The organism is candidate division KSB1 bacterium (assembly GCA_034521575.1).
In the GTDB taxonomy this organism is placed as follows: domain Bacteria; phylum Zhuqueibacterota; class Zhuqueibacteria; order Residuimicrobiales; family Krinioviventaceae; genus JAXHMJ01.
Map to the genome: position 1 here is coordinate 195,835 of JAXHMJ010000005.1, position 13,557 is coordinate 209,391.

General features: G+C 47.0%; 10 protein-coding genes. All 10 read left to right on the forward strand.

Going from position 1 to position 13,557, the window contains the following annotated elements:
• The first annotated feature begins 11 nt into the window (after positions 1–11).
• The 10 genes from U5R06_13720 to U5R06_13765 all read left to right on the forward strand — a co-directional run bounded on the left by U5R06_13720 (position 12) and on the right by U5R06_13765 (position 13,513).
• Positions 12–503, forward strand: coding sequence for a biotin transporter BioY (locus U5R06_13720; protein ID MDZ7723826.1), 492 nt, complete (start codon positions 12–14; stop codon positions 501–503).
• 466 nt (positions 504–969) lie between these two features.
• Positions 970–1,392: a hypothetical protein gene (locus tag U5R06_13725; protein MDZ7723827.1), complete on the forward strand. Its 423-nt coding sequence runs from the start codon at positions 970–972 to the stop codon at positions 1,390–1,392.
• A 753-nt stretch (positions 1,393–2,145) separates the two neighbouring features.
• Positions 2,146–2,313: a hypothetical protein gene (locus U5R06_13730; GenBank protein MDZ7723828.1), complete on the forward strand. Its 168-nt coding sequence runs from the start codon at positions 2,146–2,148 to the stop codon at positions 2,311–2,313.
• Positions 2,279–5,293, forward strand: a complete 3,015-nt coding sequence (locus U5R06_13735; GenBank protein ID MDZ7723829.1) for a TonB-dependent receptor — start codon at positions 2,279–2,281, stop codon at positions 5,291–5,293. Before U5R06_13730 ends, U5R06_13735 begins: the two co-directional genes overlap by 35 nt.
• Before the next feature lie 47 nt (positions 5,294–5,340).
• The gene (locus U5R06_13740; GenBank protein MDZ7723830.1) at positions 5,341–6,219 is read left to right on the forward strand and encodes a hypothetical protein; all 879 of its coding nucleotides are present in this window, start codon (positions 5,341–5,343) and stop codon (positions 6,217–6,219) included.
• Entirely contained in the window at positions 6,200–7,180 is a 981-nt protein-coding gene (locus tag U5R06_13745; GenBank protein MDZ7723831.1) for a T9SS type A sorting domain-containing protein, read from the forward strand. Before U5R06_13740 ends, U5R06_13745 begins: the two co-directional genes overlap by 20 nt.
• Before the next feature lie 162 nt (positions 7,181–7,342).
• Positions 7,343–7,723 (forward strand): hypothetical protein, encoded by a 381-nt coding sequence (locus U5R06_13750; protein ID MDZ7723832.1) that lies wholly within the window; start codon positions 7,343–7,345, stop codon positions 7,721–7,723.
• Positions 7,724–7,757: 34 nt separating this feature from the next.
• Entirely contained in the window at positions 7,758–9,647 is a 1,890-nt protein-coding gene (locus U5R06_13755; GenBank protein MDZ7723833.1) for a hypothetical protein, read from the forward strand.
• Positions 9,644–11,275, forward strand: a complete 1,632-nt coding sequence (locus U5R06_13760) for a T9SS type A sorting domain-containing protein (GenBank protein ID MDZ7723834.1) — start codon at positions 9,644–9,646, stop codon at positions 11,273–11,275. The genes U5R06_13755 and U5R06_13760 overlap by 4 nt, the downstream gene beginning before the upstream one ends.
• A gap of 282 nt (positions 11,276–11,557) precedes the next feature.
• Positions 11,558–13,513 carry a sialate O-acetylesterase gene (locus U5R06_13765; GenBank protein ID MDZ7723835.1) on the forward strand — a complete coding sequence of 652 codons (1,956 nt, stop codon included), beginning with the start codon at positions 11,558–11,560 and terminating at the stop codon, positions 13,511–13,513.
• Positions 13,514–13,557: the final 44 nt, after the last annotated feature.

Here is a 13,557-nt window from a genome sequence, read left to right on the forward strand (position 1 = left end):
TATTTTAAAGCATGACATTTTCAACAAAAAATCTGGTTATGGCCGGACTTTTCTGTGCGCTGACTGCAGTTGGAGCGTTTATACGCATTCCATTTGCACCAGCGCCGTTTACCCTGCAAACCCTGTTTACAGTTACCGCCGGTCTTGTCCTGCCGGCACGCCTGGCCGGAATCAGTCAGGCTGCTTATCTGATCATGGGACTGGCCGGATTGCCGATCTTTGCCAACGGCGGCGGTCCTGGATATGTGGCTCAACCGACGTTCGGATATCTACTGGCTTTGCCGGCCGCGGCATGGACCTGCGCACAATTGTTTCAGACCTTTCGTTTAAACTCTCTGCTGTGGCGGGCCGGAGTGGCAGCCACAGCAAGCCAGATTATGATCCTGGCCTTTGGCAGTTTATTCGTTATACGCACATATGCGTCTTGTGCAACATCAGCCCTTTGCTCTGCGGCAGGCCTTTTTCTATGGCGGCATCATTTTTATTCCCTCCCTGTTGATTAAAAGCATGGCCGCGGTATTTCTCTATTTGCGTCTGGCTGGTATTGTCTCTGACGGCAAAGCGGATCAATCATAAAACAGGTCGCTATTTGGCATCCAGCGAGTCACTTTTGGGAGCCCCACCTTTTTGAGATCGCAATGGCAACTGTCAACACATATAATGGTGCGGATACTATTCACAACTCTGCAAAATATTCGCATTCTGCTCGTGGCCTGAACTTGCCGCAACTACTTGTAATGCATTTAATGCATTCAAAAACAATAATAGATTACAGTATGCCGGCTGGCATGGAATTTGACTTTGAGTGATCATACCTTAGAGGGCAGAAACTTGACAGGTACATCCGGCAAGCAAGGACAAATCCGCTAATTAAATGATCAACAGTCCGTACTTTGAGGATTTGCCTGCATGATCCGGGAAAAAGAAAATTGCCAACAGTCAGACTTGTTTATAGTAAGAAGACATATAATGAAAAATCTAATTCCCTGTATATTTATTTTGATTTTGTTTTTATCAAGCTGCAGAATTCCCGATCAACCGGAAAACACACTGCATCTGAATGAAGACCTGTCACTTGATTTCAATGAAAAACTGGAACATCACCAATTGAGCATTTCAATATCGTTCGACTCTCTGTTAAGCGATTCCAGATGTCCGATCGGTGCAATGTGTGTCTGGGCCGGAAATGCTGAACTTTTGTTTACATTGAGGGAAAATAACTGCACCCACAAATTAAATCTGAATACAAATCCGCACTCTCAACAGGATACAACAACGAACGCCTATAGGGTAAAACTGATTGATGTTCAACCGTATCCACATGTAGACAGCACCTTTAGTGAGAACGATTATACTGCTCTCATCCGAATAAACCGGCAAGAGCCCCAATGACAGGATAGAAATGCAGGTTTGGATTAATATCACAATGATCCTGCAGGTTTAATTCAATCAAAGCCGTAAAGTGATGAGTTATGGTAATTTTTTCATATCATTACCCTTTAATATTATAATTTTTCTTGACATTAATCAAAAATATTGTTATGATTAAACCGGTTCAGTGTTTATTTAAAGAGTTCAATTAAAAAATGAAAACATATGATTTCAATTAATTTTAATGCGGATTTTATCGAGCTTACAAATAAACCGGTTCACCTCATTCAAAAAGGCCGAACAAACCGGATTACATGCCAATAAGTTAAGTGCAATCTGATTTGTTGTGCTGAAAGGTGAACCGGTTCAGAAGCACAACATAGAATTTGGCTGCGGAACTGAACAGTAAACTGAATCATATTTAAAATTTGAAGAGGAAGCGAAATGCCACAACAGACAACACTTCAAATGAAACAGCAGACCTCGATGACGACCAACAGCCTCTTCTTTTTGAAATATAGCAGACCTTTGTATAACATCCATTCAGACCATCTTTTCAGCAGCTGTTCACCGTTTATAGAAAATCAGTTGAGTCACACGGATTTTTCCGTTTATGCTCTCATTGGTTCTTTTCCATATTTAGCAAATCAGATGCGTGAGAATGAGATTTTATAATGCAAAATAGAAATTTCAGACTGATCAAGGACTAATTCAATACGAATATTAACCCAAATAATTCATTTGGTCAGATTAACAAACAAAAGGGTAAAATTTATGAAAACGTTGAGAGAATATTGGATGAACGTTGCTAAAGCTGTGATGCAGGCTTTTAAAGATGATCGCAGATATGAGCAGACAAGCGCTTTTCGTTGCGGGATTGGTGTTCCTGTTGACGAGCCAGTCTCTTATGGCAAGAGCCACAATCAAGGGACAAATATTTGATGAAAACACGAACAATCCGCTACCGGCCGCTAACGTCACCATTCAGAACACCAGTATTGGCGCGGCAGCAAACCTGGATGGTGAATACACCATTCCCAATGTCCCTCCCGGTACATATACGCTGGTCGTTTCTTATATCGGGTATGTCAGAACCTCGGAAGAAGTCAAGGTTCCGGGCAGCGGCACTGTTTATAAGGATTTCACATTGATACCCGCAGCACTCGAAGGCGAGGAAGTTGTGGTCACCGCCCAGGCAGCCGGGCAGCAACAGGCGATCAATCAGCAGCTGACTTCGGACAAAATTGTCAATATAGTGTCCGAATCAAAAATCCAGGAGCTGCCGGATTTCAACGCGGCTGCAGCGATCAGCCGGTTACCCGGTGTGTCGTCAACGCAAAGCTCGGGCGAAGCCAACAAAGTCGTGATCCGCGGACTTTCGCCCAAATACAATGCCATCGAGATTGACGGAGTTCAGCTCTCTTCTACCGGAAGTTCAAATATTGGTTTGACTTCTGACCCCTATGTGTACACCGCGGGTGTCAGTAATGACCGCAGTGTCGATCTCACCATGGTCTCTCCCTATATGATCAGAACCATCGCTGTATACAAATCACTGACACCGGACATGAATGCCAATTCCATCGGCGGTACGGTGAATATGGAGCTTAGAGAAGCCCCTTCGAAATTTCACTGGAATGCGTTATGGCAGCAGGGATATACCGCAAAAAGCAATGACATTGGAAACTATCGTGCTGTTGTTTCGGGAAGCAACCGTTTCTTCGATGATAAACTGGGTATCTATGCACTGATCAATGCCGAATCTTATGACCGGAATTCCGATAATATGAACGCCAGTTACGGCATCGCCGGCGAAGAAGTGGAGATCGATCCGGAAACCGGGTATCGGCCGGTCAAAGTCAATTCTGTCACATTTAATCGGCATATGGAAACCAGGAAGCGTTACGGCGCCAATCTAATTATGGATTACAAACTCAACAACGGGTCCATCAAATTTGTCAATATGTTAGCGAGAATCAATAAAGATTTCAACGAATACAGACAGACCATCAATTATAACGGTGGACGCATGGACTGGCAAAACCGCAAGGGCGAAAATACCATTGATCAGCAGATGCATTCTCTGAAAATGGATTATGATTTTTCCTTTATGACTGTGGATTTATCAGCCAACTATACCGCTTCCAGAAACCTGACAGATGATCTGCCTGTCATTAATTTCAACCAAACCGATGCGCTGCAGAGCGGAGTTCCACGAAACAATAAAGTACCTGAAAATCTCACATATTTGCTCACGGAATACAAGGGAGACAGCGCGGTTGTGCTGAGAAGCGGAAATTTGTTTACCAATGATTATAATGAAAACAAATTTTCCTATAAAGCCAATTTCGAGATGCCCTTTAATTTAGGCAATATGGCAAGCGGTTTCTTTAAATTCGGCGGTGAAATGCACAATCAAACCAATACGACCGATCAGGAGACTCCTTATCTCGGTTTTAATGGAAGCGCAACGAGCGACGAAGATGATATTCAATCCAACCTGATGCGGACTATACAGGAAAAATATGGAATCTCAACGAATAAAATGGGCGAACTGACGGGAGAAACATTTTTGTCTTCTGATAACGATATTTTTGATCCGTTTCTTAACGACAAGTATGGCGACATCTATTACGCGGCCAATCCCGACAAGCTGATTGACGTATTGAATTATATTATCGGCAATCCGGAATTTGACGCTTCTAATCGTCAGGTTAGTTCAGGCGCCCAGGGGGGCTGGTATGACGGTCCCTTTCAGCAATTGACCAATGATTATGAATACAATGAAGACTATTACGCCGCCTATGCCATGTCGAAAATCAATTTTTGGGATTTCATGATGGTCGGCGGTGCGCGCTACGAAAGAGCGGAATTTGATTATTTTGCCTACAACGCCCGGGACATGAGAAATGCCCAGGCGCAGAAAATGTACGATACCACTGCCGTGGAATCCAACGAGTTTCTGCTGCCCATGGTGCAAGCCAAATACACTCCCGCCGACTGGATGGATATACGCTATTCTTATACCCATACACTCGCCAGACCTGACTACCATCTGTTGACCCCCAAGTTCACGATCACCCAGGGTAACTCGATACATACAGGTAATCCCGAACTCAAGCCCGCCCGGGCATACAACCATGATCTCGGCATTTCATTTCACAGCAACAAATTAGGCCTTTTTACCATAGGTGGTTTTTATAAAACGATCGAAAACTTTGTCTATACGGCTAACTATCAACTAAATCTTGCTGACAAAGCAGGGATTGACACACTGGCAAATTATCAGATCATCCGTGATGGACAGCCGGTTGTCACACCAACCATTAATCCGACAAGCGGAAATGCAACTTCCAGTGTTTACAGACCCTTTAATAACCCTTTTGATGCCAAAGTCAAGGGTTTGGAATTCGACTTTCAGCACAATTTTTGGTACCTTCCGCAACCATTGAAAAACGTGGTGATGGGTGTGAACTATGCGCGGATTTGGTCTGAAACCCGGTATCCGTTCTATGATGTTGATTCAAGAATTGAAGGTGAGGGCAGACAGGCCAAGAGAGAATTTTTCCTGATCGACAGTTCATCGGCTGGACGTTTGATCGATCAGCCCAACCATGTTCTCAACGGATACCTGGGATACGATTACAAAGGCTTTTCATCCAGATTATCGGTTACCTTCCAGGATAATGCGGCAAGGAACACCGGAGGTCGATATCCGGAAAATGACAGTTATACAACGGAATACTTTCGCCTGGATTTTTCAGCCCGTCAACAGCTTCCGCTGTATAACAGTGAACTGTTTCTGGATATCAGCAACCTGAACAGTGCCAATACCCAGTGGGTTCAGGAATCAACCGGCGGATTTATGGGTGTTGAGAACTATGGATTAACAGCCAATCTTGGAATTCGTATCAGGTATTAATATAATACAGCAAATAAACAAACATTCTAAACAACAAGGAGAAAAATATGAAAAAGTTAGGGTTACTGGTCATCATGATGTTACTTTTGAGCAGTGTATTATACGCTCAAAAAGACACGGTGTACGTTAAAGGCTATTATGAATCCGGTTTCGTTTATGGTACTTTGAACGATGCCATTGATTCCGTATTGGCCGAAGGCGACATCAACAATACGGTGTTCAAGCTGACGCCGTACGAACAATATGTTCTGAGTAAGACTATTTACATGGACAAAGGTCAAAACCTTGAGATCGTTGCGCCGAAGCCGCTCAGAGCCGGAGACGCGGATGCTGAAACTGTACAAAATTCTGCACCGCCGCAAATCCTCTGGACTGAAGAAGAGATAGACCGGGAATACATGATCCAGACCTATGGTGATCTCACACTGAAGAACATCTGGGTGCGGCATTCCGATACACAGGGCAGTAAAATGACGGCTTCCATTGTCATTGAAAATCAGGAAGAAGCCAATGATCCTGAACTCGGTCATTTTGACGGCTGCCTGTTCGATTATTTCCAAATTGGAGCCGAAGCCGGCGGCGCAATCACGGTCAAAGCCGATCATTTTGAAGGCACATTTACAAACTGTTACTTTAGAAACGGCAATGATCCCCACTTTCAGTATTACGGACGCGCCGTATCATTTCCTTATCAGAGTTCGGGCTGGCATTATGACAAACTGTTTTTCGAAAACTGTACCTTTACTAATCTGAGCCGGATTATCATGCAGGAAGGCAACGAGTACGGCAGCAACATTCATCTCAATCACTGTACGCTGCTGAATTCGATTGAATGGGTCTGGCAGTCCGCGGGCTGGTTGGAAACCGCTTCGATCACCAATTCTATCTTTGTCAATCCCAAAATTAATGGGATACAGAGCGGTTGATGTATGCGGTGAAGACCAGGATTTTGATGATTTTCAAGACGGATTGTGTGATCCTCCGGGCGGCGGTCTGATCAACGGTATCACAGAAGTCGATTCGTTTGCGTTTCAAGTTCCGTTCACCGATCAGGACCGACAACTGTTCATCGGGAATAACGCCTATATGATACAGGACTGGATGCTGGACTGGTACGTAAATTGCCCCTGGTGCAAAGAGCAGCATCAATCCAGAGAAGATATCATGATGCGTCAGCCATCTCCCATGCTGGGTCAAGATGCCATCGATTTTATCGACTCAACTGACACTGAAGGCAACAAGGTATTCGAAACCTTGAACGTCGACTGGGCGACCATATACGAAGAAGACCCTGATTTCATTGTACCGGCTACCAACAAAGATACCCTGAAAACCTTTATAGAATACAAATGGAGCACCAATGCCGATGTTGACTGGTCTTACAAACCGGCACCTGCCTTTAATCAGGAATGGCCGTTGCCGGAAGACCTGGCCTACAATAATGCAACCTATCAAACGGCGGCCATAGGCGGTTTTCCTCTGGGTGATCTGAACTGGTTCCCGGATCAATTGGCAGACTGGGAAGCCCAACGGGATGCCGAGTGGGAAACCATCAATAACTGGCTTGAATATGGAAGCCCTGAAGGACCGAACCGTGTTGAAATGCTGGATGCTGCCAGACCTCGGGATTATAAACTGGGTCAAAATTATCCAAATCCATTCAATCCTGTGACAAGAATAAAGTATTCTATTCCAAAAGCAGGATATGTATCACTGAAGGTGTATAACAATATCGGGCAGCAAGTGGCGACTTTATATGAGGGCAACCAGATCGCCGGACAATATATCGCAACCTTTGACGGTTCCGATTTAAGCAGCGGTATCTATTTTTACACACTGCAGTCAGACAATATTTCTCTGACCAAAAAGCTGATTCTGATGAAATAATATTATTTTTAAACCTGGCCTGCCCTGTTTATACAGGACAGGTCAGTTAATTCCAATAGACTTTTCCATTATCCAGTTCACTTGACAAAGGAGGTGAGCCAAACCATCGACACAAAAAAGCGGTTTCTAATTCATTAAACTTTATTATGGAGGAGAACAATTATGCGTAAAATCTTACATGCTTTTCTGGCGTTTGTGATTGTGATCGGTTTGGGAACAATCCAGGCGCAGACTCTTGATTTTGAGGATCAAAACATCGGAGACACCTTCGGTGCTATTGGCTGGGGTGAAGGTGACCTGGTAGCCGAAGTCGCTGATGACCCGCTTGCAGCCGGAAACAATGTTCTAAAATGCACAGTCAATAACTACAATGCAGCCCCTGTCCTCGAGGTCACCCTCCCGGCAGGCAAAACTCTGGCTGATTATTCAACCTTTGCATTCAAGGGTTACTTTGCTCAAGGTGATGTCGGCTGGAAGGATATCGTTGTAGAAGCCAATCAAACCATGCCGGCAGGCTCCGGATGTCAGGGCATACCAGAATGAATTGGATATTCAACTCGGTTCCTGGAATCGGGCCATGGGCGGTTCCGCTGCCTGGGAAAATATAACCATTGACATCACCAATAACTCTGACTTGTCCGGAACCATTTATCTTTCGTTCGGAATCAACTGCTCCGGTACCGGTGACGTTGGAGGTTCCGGTGTTACCACCATCTGGTATGCTGATGATATTGAACTGGTAGCCCCCGCGGGCGGCAAGGTTTCTGACTGGGGAATAACTGACCGCGGTGACGGCTGGCCGATCCTGAATACCGAAGAAACACCGGCCGGAAATGGCTCGATCGGCAGCGATGAACCGCTGACTGCCTGGGCAACGCTGCGCGGAAGTTTTGGCGAAGCGCTCGAAGCGACAACAGAGCAAGCCTTTGTCGTTCAGGGACAGCTTGAATATGCCGGCGCAGGCACCAATGACAGTTATGTCGGACTTCGCTATGCATTGACCCTGCAGGCGGATACGTTAAAAAATCCTGATGAAGGTACGCTTGAAAACCAGTATTCCGACTCGGCAAAATGGGTCGGCGGCGGCGTTCATTACGGGTACGAGTTCACTCCGCAATCCGGCACCACAGTGATGGCAAACGGCGCCGGCGGCGCCGGCACCACCTGGATTGTGAACGGCGGCAGCGGCTGGAACAGCACCTGGAGCAATAACGGCTATCCGATTGCAGCAGTCGAACCGGCTCCGCGTCGCGCCTCGATTGAAGAAGGCGTTTATGACTGGGCGATTTCGGTACAGCCTTTGGGCGACGGCACTAACGAAATTCGCTGGTATATGATGCATGAGGATGAAACCTACTGGTTCGGTGGAACAACCATTGATACCGCTCAGGTCGCTACCAAATTTAACGGCGTTGCGTTTGGTATCGGCGATGATTTGCCCCCCGAGTTGACAGAATTCAAACTGATGGATGTGACCTATAGACTGGGCGATCCGATTAAAGTACCGGAAGCGCCGTTTAGTTCATTCTACGTTGCAGACTGGGGCGCCGCTGGATATGAAGGCTGGCCGATTCTAAACGATTCAACCACACTTGACGGCAATGCCGGTATGGGTGCTGACGGACCTCCCGACGGTTGGGCGTCTCTGCGCGGCAGTTTTGGCACTGACGTTAAAGCAACCACAGAAGAAGCCATTATTGTGGAAGGTAAAATTGAATGGGTTGGCGGCGACTGCGGTGACAGCTATATTCCGATCCGTTACGCCTTAACCTTTCAGGCTGATTCATTGATGAACCCTGCTGAAGGCACCCTTGAGAATCAATACACCGACTCGGCACGATGGGTCGATGGCGGTAATCATTTCGGTTACAGCTTTATGCCAGTGACCGGCGCAGGTACCATGTCAAATGGTGGCGGCGGTGCCGGTACAAACTGGATCATCAACAACGGCAACTGGGTCAGCACCTGGAGCAACAACGGTTATCCGATTGCTGCAGTAAAACCTGCACCCCGCCTTGCAGAAATCACAGAAGGCGTTTACGAGTTCGCCATTTCAGTTCAACCCTTAGGTAACGGCACCAATGAAATCCGCTGGTACCTGGTTGATGAAAATATGGAGAGTTACTGGTATGCCGGTTCTGCCATTGACACAGCCCAGGTAACCACCCAATTCAATGGTGTGGAATTTGGTCTGACCGGTGAACATCTGGATGAAATCACCGGCCTGAATGTCATGGACGTAAAGGTTGATAAAGGCGAGCCGATCACGGTTCCGCCGCGCATATTCCAGTCATTCTATGTTGCGGACTGGGGTCTCACCAACCGCGGTGACGGCTGGCCGATGCTGAATGATTCCACAACTCTTGACGGCAATGCCGGCATGGGCAGTAATGAACCGCTAACAGCCTGGACGACCATGCGGGAGAATTCGGTACGGTTGTTGAAGCAACAACAGAAGAAGCGATGATTATCACAGGTCAAATGGAATATGAAGGCGCCGGCACTGGCGACAGCTATGTCGGACTTCGTTATGCACTGACCCTGCAGGCGGATACGCTCAAAAATCCTTTAGAGGGCACGCTTGAAAATCAGTACACCGATTCCGCAAAATGGGTTGCGGAAAACGCAGTTCATTACGGCTACGAGTTCACGCCAGTATCCGGTGCTACAGTGATGGCAAACGGCGCCGGCGGCGGCGGTACCACCTGGATTATCAACGGCGGCGGCGGCTGGAACAGCACCTGGAGCAACAACGGTTATCCGATTGCGGCTGTGGCACCGGCTCCGCGCCGCGCTTCAATCACCGAAGGTGTCTATGACTGGGCGATTTCAGTTCAGCCGTTAGGCGACGGCACCAATGAAATCCGCTGGTATATGGTTAAAGAAGATACTTCTTACTGGTTCGGCGGCACAACCATTGATACTGCTCAAGTCACAACCCGATTCAATACCATTAATTTTGGTATCGGTGATGATTTGCCGGCGGAATTGACGGCATTTAACGTCAGGGATGTCAAAGTAGACCGCGGTGATCCGATCACGGTTCCGGCGCCTCCCTGGGAAGCCTTTTACCTGGCAGACTGGGGTTTCATCGGCGATCGTTTCGGCGGCTGGACCTTGACGCCCGGCGAACTGGACGGAAATGTCACCATCTCCGGCGAAGAAGCTCCAAGTGACTGGGCTGCGGTACGCGGCGGATTCGGTCTTGATGTGATGCCGACCGAAGAAGATGCCCTTGTTATCGAAGGCTCGGTTGAATTTGCAGGCGGCGGTTTTGAAGACTGGAGCAGTTTTCGCTTTGGCATGTTCTACAGTGACAGCGCCGGGACAATCGACTCGACAGAAACAAACGGCTATGCATGGAATGGCACAGAAGACCATCATTCCGGTTATCTGTTCCTGCCGCTGAGCGGCGATGCTGCACCTGTCGACTGGCAGGGTATCGGTGAAACAGGCACCTATGGCGCCGTTGTGGATCGGCCCTGGATGAGCACAAACGGTGCAAACGACTATGTACTGGGCAGTACAATGCCCGTACCTGCGGGCGCCGTGGCAGGCGCCGGTACCTATAACTTTGAGCTGTCGGTACAGCCTATAGAAGGCGGTATGGATGTCAGATTCAAACTGGTCAAAGATGACGAATCTTATTTCTTCCAGGATATCGCAACAGATACCCATGATCCGGTTGCCACTGAAAAATTCAACTGCGTGGCATTCGCCATCAACAATTCTACAACCACAGCTATGAATATCACTGATGTGCGCGTAGATATGGGCGATCCGATCGAGGTACCTGTCAGTGTTGAATCGGATGAACAAGCCGAGCTGCCTCAGGAATATGCACTGAATCAAAACTATCCAAACCCGTTCAACCCGAGCACGACCATTGAATTTGCTTTGCCGAAATCCGGCAAAGTCAACCTCGTGGTGTATGATATCATGGGCAGAACGGTAGCCAATCTGGTTCAGGATAGCATGGAAGCCGGACATCATAAAATTACGTTTGATGCCTCCAAATTGACATCCGGTGTCTATTTCTATAAACTGTCAGCAGGCGATTTCACTGAAACCAAGAAATTCATGCTGCTGAAATAAAACAGATCATTTACAGGCTTCCCCGAAATGCCTGTAATCTGTACAAACAGCCTGTCCATATGATTTGGACAGGCTGTTTTATTTACTATAGAGAAAAAATATGATCTCATTCATAGATTCAAAAAAATATATAAAAATGCTGCCGGCAACAGAGACAATCAGCCGCCCTGACACGGCAAAATAAAAATACTTTAGTAAATAGCAGAAAAGGTCTATATATTCAGTTCAATTGACTACCATCTGAAGCAAAAATAAGCTATACATCCTGCCATGGAGAGCCTTATGAAATTACGTCCTGGTCAAATCCTGATCATTCTCATGATGATCATATTTTCATCGAATGTCCGAAGCAAAGTCTGCTTACCCGAGCTTGTCAGTAACGGCATGATTTTACAGCGTGATACCCAAAATACAATTTGGGGCTGGGCGGACAGAGGTGAACAAATTACCGTCACATTTAAAGATTCTGTTTACACCACCCTCCCGGATTCAAACGGCTGCTGGTCGGTTGTTCTGCCCGCCGTTAATGCCGGAGGTCCTTATAGCATACAAATCAGAGGAAAAAACTCTATTACACTGAATAATATCCTCTTTGGTGATGTCTGGATTTGTTCCGGTCAGTCCAATATGGAACTTCCGCTGCGCCGGGTCAGCTGGGTTTATGACTCGCTCATGAACCACTATGAAAATGACAACATTCGTCAATTTTACGTTCCCAGAACCTATAATTTTACAGATCCACAACATAACATCGCTTCCGGGGCTTGGAAGCCGGCTGTCTCGGAAAACATTTCCGATTTTTCAGCAACCGCTTTTTTCTTTGCAAAAGCACTGTATGAACAGTATCAAATTCCTGTCGGTTTAATCAACACGGCGCTGGGCGGTTCACCGGTGCAGGCCTGGATGAGTAAAGATGCGCTCAAATCGTTCCCCCATTATTATCATCAGGCTCTCATGTATAAGGACAGTGAACTTGTTCATCTGATTCAAAAATCAGATTCTTACAGAAGACAGGTCTGGTATGATATACTAGAGCGGCAGGACAATGGTAAAAAAACGGAAAACAACTGGCTTGATCCGGACACCCATACAGATACCTGGGAAAGCATGCAGATACCCGGCTTTTGGACAAACCCGGAACTCGCCGATATCGACGGCGCCATCTGGTTCCGCAAAACAATTCAGGTACCTCCCGCTCTTTCCGGAAAACAGTCAAAGCTGATATTGGGTCGAATTGTGGACGCCGACTCTGTTTTTCTCAACGGACACTTTGTTGGCACCACGAGCTATCAATATCCGCCCAGACGGTATGACATTCCCCGAGGTGTGCTTCAAACCGGAGAAAATACTATCGTCATCCGGGTCATCAACGAACGCGGCCGGGGCGGATTTTTTCCGGACAAACCCTATACGCTTGCAGTCGGCGATCAACATATCGATCTGACAGGCGAATGGAAATACAAATTGGGCACATCAATGCCGCCGCTGTCACCGCAAACCTTTATTCGCTGGAAACCTATGGGATTATACAATGCCATGATTGCGCCGCTGCTGAACTACAGGATCAAGGGAGTGATCTGGTACCAGGGCGAGTCAAACACAGGCAACCCCGTAGAATACAGGGAACTGTTTCCAACCATGATCCGTGACTGGCGCAACCAGTTCGGTCAAGGAGCATTTCCGTTTCTCTATGTTCAGCTGCCGAATTATATGCGGCCCTCCCCGAAACCGCAGGAAAGCGACTGGGCGCTGCTGCGTGAATCTCAACTGAAAACACTGTCCCTGTCGAAAACCGGCATGGCAGTCGCCATTGATATCGGCGAATGGAATGACATTCATCCATTGAACAAAAAAGATGTGGGACACCGGCTCGCCCGGGCGGCGCGTCACGAGGCTTATGGCGAAAAAATCGTCTATTCCGGCCCTATATACAAATCCATGCAAATCGACGGCGATAAAATCATTCTGTCCTTTGAGCACACCGGTAGCGGACTATTGGCTAAAGGCGGAGACTCGCTGAAATCGTTTGCGATCGCGGGACTGGATAAACAGTTCGTCCGGGCGCAGGCGGAAATCAAAAAGAACAACGTTGTCGTATGGAGTCATCAGGTAAAAAACCCGGTTGCTGTGCGTTATGCCTGGGCGAATAATCCGGATCAAGCCAACCTTTACAACAAAGAAGGCTTGCCGGCCTCGCCGTTCCGCACAGATCAATGGAATGCAAAGGAAACAAAATAAAACAAACACCCGGGCTATAAACCACAAAGATTCAACAAATAATG